This is a genomic window from Amycolatopsis dendrobii, from assembly GCF_014145675.1.
Classification (GTDB): domain Bacteria; phylum Actinomycetota; class Actinomycetes; order Mycobacteriales; family Pseudonocardiaceae; genus Amycolatopsis; species Amycolatopsis dendrobii.
The window spans coordinates 334,496-349,949 of the sequence record NZ_JACGZW010000001.1 but is presented as its reverse complement, the minus strand read 5'-3'; the positions used below and the strand labels follow the sequence as shown (position 1 = coordinate 349,949).

General features: G+C 70.8%; 15 protein-coding genes. 6 read left to right on the top strand and 9 right to left on the bottom strand.

All coding sequences use genetic code 11. The annotated features are described in order from the left end of the window. Window positions 1-35 precede the first annotated feature (35 nt). Window positions 36-701 carry a GntR family transcriptional regulator gene (locus H4281_RS46500; protein ID WP_182889033.1) on the top strand — a complete coding sequence of 222 codons (666 nt, stop codon included), beginning with the start codon at window positions 36-38 and terminating at the stop codon, window positions 699-701. Window positions 702-842: 141 nt separating this feature from the next. Here H4281_RS46500 and H4281_RS01465 read toward each other — a convergent pair whose 3' ends face one another. From H4281_RS01465 to H4281_RS01440, 6 genes are all read right to left on the bottom strand, one after another. Further along, complete coding sequence (locus tag H4281_RS01465; protein ID WP_182889032.1) at window positions 843-1,997, bottom strand: LLM class flavin-dependent oxidoreductase; 1,155 nt, start codon at window positions 1,995-1,997, stop codon at window positions 843-845. Then, window positions 1,994-3,004 carry an ABC transporter substrate-binding protein gene (locus H4281_RS01460; protein WP_182889031.1) on the bottom strand — a complete coding sequence of 337 codons (1,011 nt, stop codon included), beginning with the start codon at window positions 3,002-3,004 and terminating at the stop codon, window positions 1,994-1,996. The genes H4281_RS01465 and H4281_RS01460 overlap by 4 nt, the downstream gene beginning before the upstream one ends. Then, the gene (locus tag H4281_RS01455; protein ID WP_182889030.1) at window positions 2,991-3,695 is read right to left on the bottom strand and encodes an ABC transporter ATP-binding protein; all 705 of its coding nucleotides are present in this window, start codon (window positions 3,693-3,695) and stop codon (window positions 2,991-2,993) included. Before H4281_RS01455 ends, H4281_RS01460 begins: the two co-directional genes overlap by 14 nt. Continuing rightward, entirely contained in the window at window positions 3,680-4,492 is an 813-nt protein-coding gene (locus H4281_RS01450; protein ID WP_182889029.1) for an ABC transporter permease, read from the bottom strand. The genes H4281_RS01455 and H4281_RS01450 overlap by 16 nt, the downstream gene beginning before the upstream one ends. A gap of 488 nt (window positions 4,493-4,980) precedes the next feature. Further along, complete coding sequence (locus H4281_RS01445; protein WP_182889028.1) at window positions 4,981-5,691, bottom strand: MBL fold metallo-hydrolase; 711 nt, start codon at window positions 5,689-5,691, stop codon at window positions 4,981-4,983. Between the two features lie 15 nt (window positions 5,692-5,706). Next, window positions 5,707-6,207 carry a mycothiol transferase gene (locus H4281_RS01440; protein WP_182889027.1) on the bottom strand — a complete coding sequence of 167 codons (501 nt, stop codon included), beginning with the start codon at window positions 6,205-6,207 and terminating at the stop codon, window positions 5,707-5,709. Between the two features lie 43 nt (window positions 6,208-6,250). Here H4281_RS01440 and H4281_RS01435 point away from each other — a divergent pair, with 43 nt between their 5' ends. The 4 genes from H4281_RS01435 to H4281_RS01420 all read left to right on the top strand — a co-directional run bounded on the left by H4281_RS01435 (window position 6,251) and on the right by H4281_RS01420 (window position 10,982). Next, a complete protein-coding gene (locus H4281_RS01435) occupies window positions 6,251-7,141 on the top strand; it encodes a DMT family protein (protein ID WP_182889026.1) in 891 nt (296 codons plus the stop codon). A gap of 123 nt (window positions 7,142-7,264) precedes the next feature. Next, complete coding sequence (locus H4281_RS01430; RefSeq protein WP_182889025.1) at window positions 7,265-8,941, top strand: ABC transporter ATP-binding protein; 1,677 nt, start codon at window positions 7,265-7,267, stop codon at window positions 8,939-8,941. After that, window positions 8,938-9,222: a hypothetical protein gene (locus H4281_RS01425; RefSeq protein ID WP_182889024.1), complete on the top strand. Its 285-nt coding sequence runs from the start codon at window positions 8,938-8,940 to the stop codon at window positions 9,220-9,222. Before H4281_RS01430 ends, H4281_RS01425 begins: the two co-directional genes overlap by 4 nt. Continuing rightward, window positions 9,219-10,982 carry an ABC transporter ATP-binding protein gene (locus H4281_RS01420; protein WP_182889023.1) on the top strand — a complete coding sequence of 588 codons (1,764 nt, stop codon included), beginning with the start codon at window positions 9,219-9,221 and terminating at the stop codon, window positions 10,980-10,982. Before H4281_RS01425 ends, H4281_RS01420 begins: the two co-directional genes overlap by 4 nt. Window positions 10,983-11,014: 32 nt before the next feature. On the opposite strand, the gene H4281_RS01415 is transcribed toward H4281_RS01420, so the two are convergent. Both H4281_RS01415 and H4281_RS01410 read right to left on the bottom strand, forming a co-directional pair. After that, complete coding sequence (locus H4281_RS01415; RefSeq protein ID WP_182889022.1) at window positions 11,015-11,218, bottom strand: MbtH family protein; 204 nt, start codon at window positions 11,216-11,218, stop codon at window positions 11,015-11,017. A 20-nt stretch (window positions 11,219-11,238) separates the two neighbouring features. Next, window positions 11,239-12,576: a lysine N(6)-hydroxylase/L-ornithine N(5)-oxygenase family protein gene (locus tag H4281_RS01410; RefSeq protein WP_182889021.1), complete on the bottom strand. Its 1,338-nt coding sequence runs from the start codon at window positions 12,574-12,576 to the stop codon at window positions 11,239-11,241. Between the two features lie 137 nt (window positions 12,577-12,713). Between H4281_RS01410 and H4281_RS01405 the strand changes: the two genes are divergently transcribed. Then, window positions 12,714-13,661 (top strand): methionyl-tRNA formyltransferase, encoded by a 948-nt coding sequence (locus H4281_RS01405; RefSeq protein WP_182889020.1) that lies wholly within the window; start codon window positions 12,714-12,716, stop codon window positions 13,659-13,661. A 59-nt stretch (window positions 13,662-13,720) separates the two neighbouring features. Here H4281_RS01405 and H4281_RS01400 read toward each other — a convergent pair whose 3' ends face one another. Beyond that, on the bottom strand, window positions 13,721-15,358 hold the full coding sequence (locus H4281_RS01400) for an ABC-F family ATP-binding cassette domain-containing protein (RefSeq protein WP_182889019.1): 1,638 nt from the start codon (window positions 15,356-15,358) through the stop codon (window positions 13,721-13,723). Between the last annotated feature and the right edge of the window lie 96 nt (window positions 15,359-15,454).

Sequence of the window (15,454 nt, the reverse complement as noted above, 5' to 3'; positions counted from 1 at the left end):
TCGCTGTGGGAAGTTCTGCTGAAACGAGTGGCGAAGTGCGCGAACAGGCGGGCAGTACGCCGGGAAGCATCGCGCAAGCCCTCCGCGACGATCTCCTGGACGGCCTCCTCGAACCCGGGACGCGGCTCACCGAGGAATCGCTGAGCGCCCGCTTCGGAGCCGGACGGCATTCGGTGCGCTCCGGCCTGCAGACGCTGGTGTCCGAGGGCCTCCTCGAACACCAGCGCAACAAGGGGATCGTCGTCCCCGCGGTGACGACCGAACGCATCGACGCGATGTGCTCGTACCGCTCCATCCTGGAACTCGGCGCGCTCCGGCTCGCTCTGCTCCAGAACGCGAACTTCGACGCCGTCGACGAGGCAGTGCGGCGCCTGGAGTCGATGACCGCCGAAACGCCGTGGCGGCACGTGATCGAAGCGCACAGCGCGGTGCACACGGAAATCGTGACGGCCAGCGGAAACCCTCGCGTGCTGGCGGCGCACCGGGCCTGCGCGAACGAACTGAACTGCATGCTCGCGACCATCCGCGCCGAGTCCTCCGCCGAGCACCTGGCGACAACCCACCGGCACCTCGTCGGCCAGCTCCGCGCTGGCGGCGAGTCGGCTTTGAAGGCGCTCGACGACGACCTGGAACTCGGCGGCCGCGCGATGATGCACCTCGCACTGCGCCGCCGGAGCGAGGCGCCCCACCTGCTCTCGTGAGTGTCTGTGCCGGTGAGAACCGGCATCACCACTCACGATCGCACCACCGACGCCGTCACATCCGTCAGCGCGAGCCCGAGCGTGCGGGAACTCGTGAGTGTTTATCCCGGTTAGAACCGGGATAAACACTCACGACCATCCCTACTGCGCAGCCACCGCGCTCTCCCCCGGCACCGCCCGCAACACCGGCGCCTCGTCCAGCAACCCGCGCCGCCCCAGCTCCGGCCGCACTCCCTCGCCGAACCAGTACGCCTCCTCCAAATGCGGATACCCGGACAGCACGAACTCCGACACCCCGGCGTCGTGATACTCCTCGATCAGATCCGCGATCTCCGCGTAACTGCCCACGAGCGCCGTCCCCGCCCCGCCGCGGACCAGTCCGATCCCGGCCCACAGATGCGGATGGATCTCCAGATCCCGCGCAGTCGTGCCGGCCTTGCCGCCGTGCAGCGCGACCATCCGCTGCTGCCCCACCGACTCGCTCGCCGCCAGCTGCGACTGGGCCTTGGCGATCTGCTCCGGGCTCAACGCGTCGAGCAGCTTCTGCGCCTCCGCCCAAGCCTCCGCCGAGGTGTCGCGCGCGATCGTGTGCAGCCGGACGCCGAACCGGACCGTGCGACCGGCCCGCTCGGCCAGTTCCCGCACCTTGCCGATTTTCTCCGCGACCTGCGCGGGCGGTTCGCCCCAGGTCAGGTAGACGTCGGCGTGCCGCGCGGCGACCGGGAGCGCTGCCGCCGAGGAACCGCCGAAGTACAGCGGCGGCACCGGATCCGGCGCGGCGAGCGTCGTGGCTCCTTCGACGCGCAGGTGGTCGCCGGCGAAGTCGAACGGCTTGCCGGACCACACGCCGCGCACGATCGACAGGAACTCGTCGGTCCGGGCGTAGCGGGCGTCGTGGTCGTGCCAGTCGCCGAACCGGCGCTGTTCGATCGCGTCGCCGCCGGTCACGATGTTCAGCAGAACCCGGCCGCCGGACAGCCGCTGGAACGTGCCGGCCATCTGCGCGGCGAGCGTCGGCGAGATGACGCCCGGCCGGAACGCGACCAGGAACTTCAGCCTGCTCGTCTCGCGGATCAGCGCGGCGGTCGTCAGCCAGGCGTCCTCGCACCAGGTCCCGGTCGGGGTCAGCACGCCCTCGAAGCCCAGCCGCTCGGCCGCGCGGGCGACCTGCGCGAGGTAGTCCAGGTCCGCGGGCCGCTGTGCGCTCGGGCCCTGGGATTTGTTGGCGTGGAAGCGTTCCACGATCGTCCGGCCGTCCCCCGTGGTCGGCAGGAACCAGTGCAGTTTCACGCTCATCCGTTCCTCCTCGCGGCTTCGATGTCGGGCCCGTAACGGCGGTCGACAAACGCCGCGAAGTCGACCTTCCCGGGCAGCGTGCCCTCGTTCGTGAACGCGTCGGAGAGCTGTTGTTCGGACGCGACCACGGCGTCGTCCAGCGGAATCGGCCGGTCCCGTCCAGCGGAGACGGCCTTCTTCGCCACTTCCGGCTTCAACCCGGTTTCCGCCGCCCACGCGCGCGCCCATTCGTCGGGGTGCGAGTTGGACCAGAGCTGGGCTTTCACCACGCGCTGCACGAAATCCTTGATCGCCGAGTTCTTGCCGGGGTCGGCCAGCGCGGTCGTGCTGGCGGTCTCGAAGGCGAGCCCGTTGGACGCGCCGCGACCGTCGGCGAGCACCCGGGCGTGCGCCTCGAGCTGGGCTTGTGCGGTGTAGGGGTCCCAGATCGCCCAGGCGTCGATCTGGTGCTGGGTGAACGCCGCGAAGGCCTCGGACGGCTGCAGGAACGAGATCTTGATGTCCTTTGTGGAGAGACCGGCCTTCTTCAGCGTGTTGAGCAGCTGCCCGTGCGCCGAACTCCCCTTCGCGACCCCGACCGTCTTGCCCCGCAGGGACGCGACATCCGTCAACGGCGAATCCGGCGGCACCAGAACGGTTTCCCGCTCCACATTGCTCTTCGCCACGCTCACCACGGAAATCTTCGCCTTCGACGCGGCCGCGAAAATCGGCGGCGTATTGCCGACTCGGCCGACGTCGATCGCCCCCGCAGAAGCCGCCTCCAGCAGCGGAGGCCCGGAAGTGAACGTGGACCATTCGATCCGGTAGGGTGTGCCGTTCAGCTGGTTCGCCGCCGTGAGCAGGGATTTCACCCCGCCTTTCTGATCGCCGACGCGCAGCGTGACCTTCTTCAGCTCCGCGGGCGAAACCGCGGCGGGCACCGGCGCACGACCGTCCGAAGCGGACGACGAGCAGGCGGCGAGCCCGGTCAGCAGAAGCGCTGCGGCCAGGACGTTACGCAGGTGCACCTTCGGTCACTCCCAGATCGGCCAGGACGCGGCTGCGCACCTCGGCATTGTCGGCGGCCTTCCGCGGACGCGGCTGGCCGAGAACGTGTTCGGCGACGATGCGGCCGTCGCCGAGAACGAGGACCCGGTCGGCGAGCACGAGTGCTTCGTCGACGTCGTGGGTCACCAGCAGCACGGCGGGCTCATGCGTGCGCCACAAGTCCTCGACGAGCCGGTGCATCGCGAGCCGGGTCAGCGCGTCGAGCGCGCCGAACGGTTCGTCCAGCAGCAGCAGATCCGGCTCGCGGACCAAGGCCCGGGCGAGCGAAACCCGTTGCGCCTCACCGCCGGACAGCGTGAGCGGCCACTTGTCGGCGTGCTCGGCCAGCCGCACCTCGGCGAGCGCTTTCTCCGCGACGGAGCGGTCGTTGTCCTGGCGCAGGCCGAGCACGATGTTGCGCCAGACCTTGCGCCACGGCAGCAACCGGGGCTGCTGGAACGCGACGGAAACCGTCCCGCGGACGCTGGCCGTGCCCTCGATCTCCTGGTCCAGTCCGGCCAGCACCTTCAGCAGCGTCGACTTCCCGGACCCGCTCCGCCCGAGCAACGCGACGAACTCGCCGCGGCCGATCTCCAGGTCAAGTCCATTAAGGACAGTTCGGTCATCGAACTTCTTCGCGAGGTCACGGACCTCGGCTACCGGGCTCGCCATCGCAAGGCCCTCCTTTCGAGCAGCCGGACGAGCGCGTCGGTGACGAGGCCCAGCACGGCGTAGACCACGAGTCCGACCACCACGACGTCGGTGCGCAGGAATTCGCGGGCATTGTTGATGAGGTAACCGATCCCGGCGTCCGCGTTGACCGTCTCGCCGACGATCAGCGCCAGCCACGCGACCCCGAGCGACTGCCGCAGCCCGACCAGTGCCTGCGGCAAGGCACCCGGCAGGACGACGTGCCACAGCCGTTCGGCGCGGGTGAATCCCAGCGCCCGAGCGGCTTCCTCGAGCTGCGGATCGGCGGTCCGGATTCCCGAGTGGACATTCAGATACAGCGGGAACGCCACGCCCAGCGCCACCAGGAAGATCTTGGTCTCTTCGCCGATCCCGAACCACAGGATGAACAACGGGATCAACCCGAGGAACGGCAAGGTCCGCAGCATCTGCACCGGCGGATCGACCAGCGCCTCGCCCCAGCGCGACAACCCGGCGACCGCCCCGAGCAGCAGGCCGGCGAGCGCCCCGAGCGCGAACCCCGCGCCGACGCGGCCCAGCGAAACCGCGAAGGCGCTGCCGAGTTCGCCGCTGCGGGCGACGTCGGCACCGGCTTGCAGAACGGTCCAGGGCGAGCTGAGCTTGTCGGGCGGCAGCGCGCCGGTCGAGCTGGCGATCTGCCACGCCGCGACCAGCACGACCGGGCTGATCCAGCGGCGCAGCGACGGCAGCCGCCGCTGCGCGCGCTTCGGCGCGGCCGTTTCGGCGCGCGGCAGCACGCCCGTGGTGGAAATCGACACGGATTTCTCCCGGGTGGAGTTTTCGGTTCAGGGAAAGGAAATCAGCGGCGGGACAGACAGACCGCGCTCGCCTGCTGCCGGAGGTCGACGTGCAGGCGGCACACGAGGAGGACGCCGCGCTTCATGTCCCCGAGCTTCGATCCCCGGACGGGTGAAGTCAATGTCGTGCCGGACGGCTCTCACGCACTGGAATCCGCGCGGCGGTGTACGGGGTTTGTTCGCCGGGCGGGCACCCGGATGCCCGGGATGCGGAACGGGTTTCCCGGTGCGCTGCCGAACATCGGGCGTGCCAGGCGGTTGCGCGGCCGCCCCGAGCCGCCGCGGCGACTGACCGATCCCGTCTCCGCATCACCGGTCGGCGTCGAGCACCGGCGGCCCGCGCTCAGCCCGGAATTGTCGGTGCTGTGCGGTACAAGATCACTATGGTCATTTTCCAGGCGCTGCAAGCGCTCTTCGCCCGCAACCCGCTCCGGCCGTCCGAACCCGGCTCAGCCGCCGAACATCATCCGCCATTCCTCGAGAGACCGGGGCCGGAACACGAAATTCGAGCTCTTCACCCGCGACAAAGACGCCGAAGACTCGGGCGAGTACTGGTGTCCCGGATACACCACCGGATCGCCCGGCAGCGTCGCCAGCCATTGCAGGCTGCGGAAAATCGCGTCCGCGTCGCCGCCGGGGAAATCGGTCCGGCCGCAGCCCTCCAGGAACAGCGTGTCCCCGGAGACCAGCCGGTCGCCGACCAGGAAGCACTGGCTGCCCGGCGTGTGCCCGGGCGTGTGGAGCAGCCGGATGCCGATCGAGCCGACCGTCACGACGTCGTCGTGCTCGTGCGCGCGCAGGTCGGTGCCCGACACCCCGGTCACCCGGCGCACCCACTCGGTTTCCTGCGCGTTGACGTGGATCGGCACCGGACGCAGCGCGAGCAGTTCCGCGATCCCCGGCAGCGAGAAGCCCATCATGTCGCCGCCGACGTGGTCGGGGTGGTGATGCGTCGCGAGCACGCCGGTCAGCCGCATCCCGTCGGCTTCCAGCGTCTCGACCAGGTCGCCGACCGCGTACGCCGGGTCGACCAGCACCGCTTCGCCCGATTCGCGGTCCCCGATCAGATAGGCGAAGTTCACCATCTGGGTCGCGACGGGGTCCCCGACGGCGAAATCGCGGCCGGCGAGCAGTTGGCGGAAGTAGAGCTGGTCTGCCATGCCCGCAGCGTAACGTCACTCCCCCACGGAGCCGTCGGCCAGTTCCCGCAGCGCGTCGAGGTGCCCGACGTGCCGAGCGGTCTCCTGCACGACGTGCGCCAGCACCCAGCGGACGGTGAACTCCCCCGACCGGCGCGTCCGGTCGTCGGGCGCGAGCCCGGCCAGCGCCGCTGCCGCCCGTTCCCATTCGGCGCGATAAGCCGCGACGACCGGCGCGACGTCGTCTTCCGGCGTCAGCTCCCAGCTCGGGTCCGGCGAGCCCGGCCACAGCGAAGGCTCATCGGAACCGCCCGCCTCGATCACCAGCCACCACCGCTCGACCGCGGTCAGATGCTTGAGCACGCCCAGCGCACTGGTCCGCGGCGAACTCGGCAGCGGCGCCGCGGCCGCTTGCTCCCGGGTCAGCCCGGTGATCTTCTGCAGCGCGGTCGCCCGGAGGAAGTCCAGGAAGCGCGTCTGCACGGTCATCTCGTCGCCGTCGAGCGGATCCGGCCAGACGCGCTCCACCTCCGCCATGGCCCCGAGCCTACCGCCGCCGGGCAGGAATACTCTCGGCGTCATGGTGTGGGGATTTCTGTGCGCGCTGCTGTCCGCGGTGGCCTACGGCGTCGCTTCGGTGATGCAGGCAGTGGCCGCGAAGGCAGCGCCCGACGAGGGCGGCGCCGGGGTCGACCCGCGCTTGCTGCTCCGGGTGCTGAAGCAGTGGAAGTTCGTCGTCGGGCTTCTCCTCGACGGCGTCGGCTTCATTGCCCAGATCGCCGCCCTGCACGTCCTGCCGCTGTTTCTCGTGCAGGCCACGCAAGCCGCGAGCCTCGCGGTGACGGCCGTCGCGGTGCGGGTGTTCGGCGTCCGGCTCGGGGCACGGGAATGGACCGCGGTGGGAGTCGTGGTCGCCGGGCTCGCACTGCTCGGTTCGTCCGCGGAAAGCGAGGGTTCCAGCGAAGTCGGCCTCGGTTTCCGCCTGACGCTCGCCGGTGCCGCCGTGGTCCTCGGAATCGCGGGCCTCCTCGTCGGGCGCGCGGGCGACCGGGTCCGCACCGCCGGGCTCGGGCTGGTCGCCGGACTGTGCTTCGGACTGGTCGCCGTGGCGGGCCGGGTGATCCCGAGCCTCGCGCCGCTGGACCTGCTGCGCGACCCCGCGCTGTACGTCGTCGCCGTCGCGGGCGCGCTGGCCATGCTGTTCTTCGCCACCGCACTGCAACGCGGCAGCGTCACCACCGCCACCGCGATGATGGTGCTCGGCGAAACGGTCATGCCGTCGCTGATCGGCGTCCTGCTGCTGGGCGACCGGACCCGGCCCGGGTTCGCTGTCGTCGCCCTGATCGGGTTCGTCCTCGCCGTAGCCGCCGCCCTCGCACTCGCCCGCTTCGGCGAACCCGAACCGGCAGTCGCCGCAGCCGGAGAGCAACCGCCGGAAACAGAACCCGCGGGACGCGACGCCCACCGGTGACTCGTCCCCGCACCTGACTCGTCCCGGCACCGCTCCGACCAAAGGTTAGGCTAGCCTTCTCCAGTGGACGAAAGGGAGGAACCGGCGACCGGACCGGCCTCGTCCGCACGAACGGAGGCGCCGATGACCACCGGCCGGGACGTCCTGCGCGGAGCCATCGCCGGACAACGGAAATCGGTCGTCGCCGCGGCTGTCCTCGCCGCTGGGCACCAAGGCGGCGAGGCGCTCGTCCCGGCAGTGATCGGCGTCGTGCTGGACCGGGCCGTCGCCGACAGCTCAGCACTGACGCTCCTCGGCTGGCTGGCCGTACTGGCGGTCGTCTTCCTCGTGCTCTCCACCAGCTACCGCTTCGGCGCGCGGGCGGCCGAAAGCGCGTCCGAGCGCGCCGCGCACGAGATCCGGCTCGCGGTCAGCCGTCGCGTCCTGCATCCTCGCGGCGGCGCGGAGAACGGTGCGCTCGCCGGGGAACTGGTGAGCGTCGGGACCTCGGACGCCCGCCGGGTCGGGATGATCAACGCGGTGCTTCCGTTCGGCATCGCCGCGCTCGCCGGGCTGGTCGTGAGCGCGGTCGTGCTCCTGCGGATGTCCGTGCCGCTCGGGCTGCTCGTCCTCCTCGGCACCCCGCCGCTGCTGTTCCTCGCCCACCTCATCGGGAAACCGCTGGAGAAGCGCAGCGGACTGGAGCAGGAACGCGCCGCGCACGCCTCCGGCGTCGCAGCTGACCTCGTCAGCGGACTGCGGGTGCTGAAGGGCATCGGCGCGGAACCGGCCGCGACCGCGCGCTATCGACGCACCAGCCGGGATTCCCTGCAAGCGACCGTCCGCGCGGCTCGCGCGCAGGCATGGCACAACGGCGCGCTGCTCGCGCTCACCGGGATCTTCATCGCGATCGTCGCGCTCGTCGGCGGCTCGCTGGCCGCGAACGGCGAGATCTCCGTCGGCAACCTCGTCGCCGCGGTCGGGCTCGCGCAGTTCCTGCAGACGCCGTTCACCATCTTCGCCTGGGTCAACGCACAGTTCGCCCAGGGCCGCGCCTCCGCCGGTCGAGTCGCCGCAGTTCTCAGCGCACCGCCAGCGGTCCCTCACGGCACCGGCGAGCTGCCCTCCCCAGCCGCCGGCAGCGTGGAGCTTTCCGCCGTATCGCACGGAAACCTCCGCGAACTCGACCTCACCGTCCCGCCCGGCGAACTGCTCGGCATCGTCACCACCGACCCCGCCACGGCCACCGATCTCCTCGACTGCCTGGGCCGGTTCGCCGATCCCCGCGCCGGCACCGTCCACGTCGACGCCGTAGATCTGTCCACTGTGGATCCCGACCGGGTCCGCGACGTCGTCCTCGTCGCCGCGCACGACACAGATCTGTTCGAGGGCACAGTCGAAGAAAACGTCCGCGGCGGAATGCCCGCCGTCCCCGACGGCGTGCTCACCGCCTCAGCCGCCGACGAGGTAGCCGCGACGCTCCCGTCCGGCACCGCAACCACCGTCACCGAACGCGGCCGATCACTGTCCGGCGGACAACGACAACGGGTCGCCCTCGCACGCGCCCTCGCCACCGAAGCGCCGGTCCTCGTGCTGCACGACCCGACCACCGCCGTCGACACCGTCACCGAAGCCCGCATCGCCGCCGGAGTCGCGAAACTCCGCCGCGCCCGCACGACGATCGTGATCACCACCAGCCCCGCACTGCTCACCGTGACCGACCGCGTCGTGCTGCTCGAAGACGGCCAGGTCGCCGCCGAAGGCACCCACGCCGAACTCGTCCGCACCGAAGCCACCTACCGCACGGCGGTCCTCTCGTGACCGAACGCCAACTCCCCACTGCCGCCACCGGAGTCACGAAACTCCACCGCAACCACATGACGACCGTGATCACCACCAGCCCCGCACTGCTCACCGTGACCGACCGCGTCGTGCTGCTCGAACACGGCCGAGTCACCGCCGAACTCGCCCGCGCTCAAGGGGCCGGGCTCCCCGTGACCGAACGCGTCGTGCCGATCGAACACGGCCAGGTCGCCGCCGAAGGCACCCACGCCGAACTCGTCCGCACCGAAGCCACCTACCGCACGGCGGTCCTCTCATGACCAACCGCCAGCTCCTCCCCGTCGCCACCGGCCCACGCATCCGGGCCGTCCTGCTCGACCTGCTGCGGAGAGCCAAAGGCCGCGCGATCGGGTCCTTCGCCTTCGTCGTCGGAGCCACCGCGATCGGCCTGCTGACCGCTCCCCTGCTCGGCCGCGTCGTCGACCTCGTCGCCACCCGGCAGCCCGCGTCCGCGCTCGGCTACCCCGTCGCGGGGCTGGTCCTCGTCGCCGCGACGTCCGCGACCGCCACCGCGATCGGCGTCTCGATGCTCGCCCGGCTCGGCGAAACCATGCTCGCCGACCTGCGCGAACGGTTCATCGACCGCGCTCTCGGCCTGCCGCTGGAGCAGGTCGAACAGGCCGGTTCCGGCGACCTGACCGCCCGGGTCACCAACGACGTCTCGGTCGTCGCCGACGCGGTCCGGCAAGCGCTGCCCGCGCTCGCCCGTTCAGTGCTGACGATCGTGCTGACCCTGGTCGCGATGGCGGTCCTCGACTGGCGTTTCCTCGCCGCGGCCCTGCTAGCGGTTCCGATCCAGCTGCACACCGTCCGCTGGTATGTCCGCCGCGCGACCCCGTTGTACGCCGCCCAGCGAGCCGCCGTCGGCGCGCAGCAGCAACAGCTTCTCGACACCATCGGCGGCGCCAAGACCGTCCGCGCGTTCCGTCTCGCGGAGGCACACGTCGACCGGGTCCGCGAACGGTCGAGCGGCGCGGTAGAGCTGGCATTGCGCGGGGTTCGCCTCGCCACCCGCTTCTACGGCCGGCTGAATCTCGCCGAGTTCGTCGGCCTTTCCGCAGTACTGGCGGCCGGTTTCCTCTTGGTAGGCGCGAATCTCGCGACGGTCGGGGTCGCGACGGCGGCCGCCTTGTACTTCCACAGCCTCTTCGGGCCGATCAACACCGCACTCGCGCTGGTCGACGACGCGCAGGCAGCGAGCGCGAGCCTGTCCCGGCTCATCGGCGTCGCGGATCTGCCGTCGCCGGCCGAACCGACCCGCGCGGGCCGTCCGGTCGACGCCTCGGTAAAAGCCGTCGGCCTCGGCCACTCCTATGTGGACGGCCACCCAGTGCTGCGCGACGTAGACCTCGAGGTCGCGCCGGGCGAGCGCGTCGCGCTGGTCGGGGCGAGCGGGGCCGGGAAGACGACGCTGGCCAAGCTGATCGCCGGGATCCACCAGGCCACCAGCGGCACGGTTTCCCTCGGCGGCGTTCCGCTCGACCAGCTCGGCCCGGCCGCCACCCGGCGCGCGGTCGCGTTGATCAGCCAGGAAGTGCACGTCTTCAGCGGACCGCTGGCCGACGACCTCCGCCTCGCCGCTCCCGGGGCCAGCGACGAGGATCTCCGCACCGCGCTGGCCAAAGCCGGTGCGGCCGAGTGGGTCGAGGCATTGCCGGACGGGCTCGCGACGGTCGTCGGCGAAGCCGGGCATCGGCTGACCGTCACGCAGGCTCAGCAACTCGCGCTCGTGCGGTTGGTGCTCGCCGAGCCACCGGTCGCGATCCTCGACGAGGCCACCGCTGAGGCCGGCAGCGCGGGAGCGAAAACTCTGGAAGCCGCCGCGGCCGCGGCGCTCGAAGGCCGCACCGGCCTGATCGTGGCCCACCGGTTGACCCAGGCAGCGGCCTCGGACCGCATTGTCGTGCTGGACGCCGGGGCGGTCGTGGAATCCGGGACGCACGACGAACTGGTCGCTGCCGGCGGCCGGTACGCCACGCTCTGGACCGCTTGGTCCGGCCTGCGCAGCCACCGCCGGTGAGGGGAACCCTGCTTGAGTTCCCCTCCCGGCCTTCAGGAAGTCCGGCGCAGCGAAAGCGGGCGCAGATCGGTCCAGGTCCGCTCGATGTGGTCCAGGCAGGCTTGCCGCGCGTCCGGCCCGAAGGTGGTCCGCCATCCGTCCGGCACGGCCACGAAGTCCGGCCACAGGCTGTGCTGGCCCTCGTCGTTCACGAGGACCCGGTAAACGCCGTCCGGGTTTTCGAACGGATTCGTCATGGCTCAGTCCCTTCCCCGCCTCAGCGGATCCCGCTGACCGCGTACTCGACCGGATCGGATCCGACCGCCCGCCGGTCCACAATGGACTTCAGGATCTCGCCCACCCGCACCGCGGTGTTCGACAGCAGCGACGACGTGATCCCGTGCGTGTGCTCGGTGCCGCCCTGCAGGTAGAGCCCGCCGCGCACGGCCGGACCGGTGGTGATCCGGTAGTCGCGTTCGATCTTCAACCGGCCCTGGCCGTCCCGGCGGCATTCGCCGGCCAGGCCGCCGAGCAGCGGCACCGGGTCGGCGGGGTGGTAGCCGGTCGCGTAGACGACGGCGTCGGCGTCCAGCACCGAACGTTCGCCGGTCGCCAGCGATTCGACCGTCGCGCGCACGTGCGTGCCCTGGTCGGCGACCTCGATCGGCCGCGAAACGTTGAACAGCCGCAACCGTTCCACGCCGAGCACCTTTTCCTGGTAGCGCCGCCGGTACAGCTCGTCGATGAGGTCGAGATCGACCGCGGAATAGTTCGTCGCGCCGTGGTAGCGCATGAGGCGTTCCTTGACCGGTTCGCTTGCCGCGTAGAAGGAATCGACCGCCTCCGGGTCGAAAATCCGGTTGGCGAACGCACTGTCGTCCGCGGGGCTGTAGCCATAGCGCGCGAACACCGCGCACACCTCGGCACGCGGGAATTCGTCGTGCAGCAAAGCGGCGACCTCGGCCGCGCTCTGGCCGGCGCCGATCACCACGAACCGCCGCGCGTCCGTGCCGCGCAACGACTCGACGCGGCGCAGCAGTTCGCTGTTGTGCCAGATCCGCTCTCCGGCGACGACCCCGTCCGGCAGCTTCGCGCGCAATCCCGTGCCCAGCACGAGATTCCGCGCCCGCAGTTCGGTGATTTCGCCGTCCGCCTCGGCGCGCACGTCGAAGAACGCGATCTCGTCGCCGTCGCGGACCGGTTCGACCGAGACGACTTCGCTGCCATAGGACACCAGGTCGTCGACCTTCGCCGCGGCCCATTCGAAGTAGTCGTGGAACTCGACGCGCAGCGGGAACAGGGTCTTGTGGTTGATGAAATCGACCAGCCGCCCCTTCTCGTGCAGATAGTTCAGGAAGGTGTACGCGCTCGCCGGGTTCCGCATCGTCACCAGGTCCTTGAGGAACGACACCTGCATGGTCGCGGTGTCGATCAGCATCCCGCGATGCCAGCCGAAGCGGGGCTGGCGCTCCAGGAAGTGCGCCGTGACCGTCTCCCCCGAGCCCGCGTTGTGCTCGGCGAGGGCGATCGCGAGCGCGAGGTTGGACGGCCCGAACCCGACTCCGACCACGTCGTACACCGGCACCTGGCTGTCCTCGGCCCCTGCTCGTGACATGAAAGTCCCCTAGCGCGGCACTGCCGCATCACCGTTCCCGACTGACCAATGCTCAAGAAACCCTAACCTAACTTAGGTAAGCCTCAACTAGTACTGTCTGGGTGATGTTCGTCCCGACCACGAAAGGTGCACCGCCGATGCGCGTGGCCATGTTCGGCTACCAGACCTGGGGACACCGCACCCTGAAGGCCCTCCTCGACGCAGGCCAGGACGTGCGACTGGTGGTCACCCACCCGCCGAGCGACCACGCCTACGAACGGATCTGGAGCGATTCGGTCGCCGCACTGGCCGGAGAGCACGAAATCCGCACCCTGCTGCGCACCCGCCCGGACGACGCGGAACTGCTCGACGAGCTGAAGGCCGCGGACCTCGACCTGATCGTCGCGAACAACTGGCGCACCTGGCTGCCGCCGGAGATCTTCACCCTGCCGCGCCACGGCACGCTCAACGTGCACGACTCGCTGCTGCCCGCCTACGCCGGCTTCTCCCCCATCATCTGGGCGCTGATCAACGGCGAGCCGGAAGTCGGCGTCACCGCGCACATGATGAACGACGAACTCGACGCGGGCGACATCGTGGCCCAGCGCGCGGTCGCGGTCGGCCCGCGCGACACCGCCACGGATCTGTTCCACCGCACCGTGGATCTCATCGAACCGCTCGTGACCGAAGCACTGGGCCTCATCGAATCCGGCACGGTGGTCCCGATCGCGCAGGACCGGACGAAGGCGAGCTTCTTCCACAAACGCGCCCCGCGCGACAGTCTCATCGACTGGACGTGGTCCGCCGAGGAACTGGACCGCCTGGTGCGCGCCCAATCCGACCCGTACCCCAACGCCTTCGCCTACCACCGCGGCGAGCAGCTGCGCATCGTGCGCGCCTCGGTTTCGGACGGCCGCTACGGCGGAACTCCGGGCCGCATCTTCATCCGCGAAGGCGAGGGCGTGGTGATCGTCGCGGGCCGGGACGCGCGGCGCGGCCAGTCGCCGGGGCTGCGGATCGAACGCGTCCGGACGGCCGACGACCGGGAGCTGTCGGCGGCGGAATACTTCACGACCATGGGCGGGTATCTCACCGACCGTCCCTAGGCAGTTCGTGAGTTCCGGTGCCGGTTCTCTCACCGGCGCCGGAACTCACGAGGCTTTGGTCAACGCTCGGAAACCTTGCCCCCGCCGACTTCCAGCCGGCGCGTCACCGAAACCGCGTCCAGCATCCGGCGGTCGTGCGTCACCAGCAGCAGCGTGCCCGGGTAATTGTCCAATGCGGATTCGAGCTGCTCGATCGCGGGCAGGTCCAGGTGGTTGGTCGGCTCGTCCAGCACCAGCAGGTTGACGCCGCGCGCCTGCAGCAGCGCCAGCGCCGCGCGGGTGCGCTCGCCGGGCGAGAGCGTCGCGGCCGGGCGCAGCACGTGCGCGGCCTTGAGCCCGAATTTCGCCAGCAGGGTACGGACTTCCGCGTCGGCGAGCGACGGGACCTCCTGCGCGAACGCGTCCGCCAGCGGGAGGTCGCCGAGGAACAGCCTGCGGGCCTGGTCGACCTCGCCGACCACCACGCCCGGGCCGAGCGCGGCGTCGCCCTCGTCCAGCGGCAGCCGGCCGAGCAGCGCCGCCAGCAAGGTGGACTTTCCCGCGCCGTTCGCGCCGGTGATGGCGACCTTGTCCGCCCAGTCGATCTGCAGGTCCACCGGTCCGAGCGTGAACTCGCCGCGCCGCACGACCGCGCCCCGCAGCGTCGCGACCACCGCGCCCGCGCGCGGCGCGGCCGCGATCTCCATCCGCAGCTCCCACTCCTTGCGGGGCTCCTCGACGACCTCGAGCCGCTCGATCATCCGGTCCGTCTGGCGCGCCTTCGAGGCCTGTTTCTCGGTGGCCTCGCTGCGGAATTTGCGCCCGGCCTTGTCGTTGTCGGTCGCCTTGCGGCGCGCGTTTTTGACGCCCTTCTCCATCCACGCGCGCTGCATGCCCGCCCGGGCCTCCAGCGCCGCACGGGTATTGGCATATTCCTCGTAGTCCTCGCGCGCGTGCCGCCGCGCGAGCGCCCGTTCCTCCAAATAGGACTCGTACCCGCCGCCGTACGCCTTCACCTGGCGCTGCGCGAGGTCCAGTTCCACCACGCGGTCGACGGTGCGGGCGAGGAACTCGCGGTCGTGGCTCACCAGCACGGTGCCCGCGCGCAGCCCGGCGACGAACCGCTCCAGCCGGGCGAGCCCGTCGAGGTCGAGGTCGTTCGTCGGCTCGTCGAGCAGGAAGACGTCGTAGCGGCTGAGCAGCAGCGACGCCAGCCCGGCGCGCGCGGCCTGCCCGCCCGACAGCGAGACCATCGGCTGATCGAGGTCGACGGCCAGCCCGAGGTCCGCCGCGACCTCGCCGGCCCGGTCGTCCAGGTCGGCGCCGCCGAGCGCGAGCCAGCGGTCCAGCGCGGCGCCGTATGCGTCGTCGGCGCCGTCCGCACCCGCGGCAAGCGCATCCGTCGCCGCGTCGAGTGCGGTTTGCGCGGCCGCGACTCCGGTGCGCCGCGCGAGGAATGCGCGCACCGACTCCCCCTCGCGCCGCTCCGGTTCCTGGGGCAGATGCCCGACAGTGGCGGTCGGCGGGTTCAGCCGGACCTCCCCAGATTCGGGGCGGGCCAGCCCGGCGAGCGTGCGGAGCAGGGTGGACTTCCCGGCGCCGTTGACGCCGACCAGCCCGATCACCTCGCCAGGGGCGACGACGAGATCGAGACCGGAGAAGAGAACGCGGTCACCGTGGCCCGCGGCCAGGTCCTTCGCGACGAGTGTGGCGCTCATATCGGAGCCGAGTTTACGGGGCGCCCTCGCGCCGCGTGCCGCGTGTCGGCTCAGTCACTCCGAGTGGGTACTCTGGGCGGGTTGCCGGGTCCAACA

What these genes read in the sequence shown, in the direction of transcription:
- H4281_RS01465 (WP_182889032.1), bottom strand. Translation starts at nt 1,997, where the DNA reads ATGAGCGTGAAACTGCACTGGTTCCTGCCGACCACGGGGGACGGCCGG.
- H4281_RS01455 (WP_182889030.1), bottom strand. Translation starts at nt 3,695, where the DNA reads ATGGCGAGCCCGGTAGCCGAGGTCCGTGACCTCGCGAAGAAGTTCGAT.
- H4281_RS01445 (WP_182889028.1), bottom strand. Translation starts at nt 5,691, where the DNA reads ATGGCAGACCAGCTCTACTTCCGCCAACTGCTCGCCGGCCGCGATTTC.
- H4281_RS01440 (WP_182889027.1), bottom strand. Translation starts at nt 6,207, where the DNA reads ATGGCGGAGGTGGAGCGCGTCTGGCCGGATCCGCTCGACGGCGACGAG.
- H4281_RS01435 (WP_182889026.1), top strand. Translation starts at nt 6,251, where the DNA reads ATGGTGTGGGGATTTCTGTGCGCGCTGCTGTCCGCGGTGGCCTACGGC.
- H4281_RS01430 (WP_182889025.1), top strand. Translation starts at nt 7,265, where the DNA reads ATGACCACCGGCCGGGACGTCCTGCGCGGAGCCATCGCCGGACAACGG.
- H4281_RS01420 (WP_182889023.1), top strand. Translation starts at nt 9,219, where the DNA reads ATGACCAACCGCCAGCTCCTCCCCGTCGCCACCGGCCCACGCATCCGG.
- H4281_RS01415 (WP_182889022.1), bottom strand. Translation starts at nt 11,218, where the DNA reads ATGACGAATCCGTTCGAAAACCCGGACGGCGTTTACCGGGTCCTCGTG.
- H4281_RS01410 (WP_182889021.1), bottom strand. Translation starts at nt 12,576, where the DNA reads ATGTCACGAGCAGGGGCCGAGGACAGCCAGGTGCCGGTGTACGACGTG.
- H4281_RS01405 (WP_182889020.1), top strand. Translation starts at nt 12,714, where the DNA reads ATGCGCGTGGCCATGTTCGGCTACCAGACCTGGGGACACCGCACCCTG.
- H4281_RS01400 (WP_182889019.1), bottom strand. Translation starts at nt 15,358, where the DNA reads ATGAGCGCCACACTCGTCGCGAAGGACCTGGCCGCGGGCCACGGTGAC.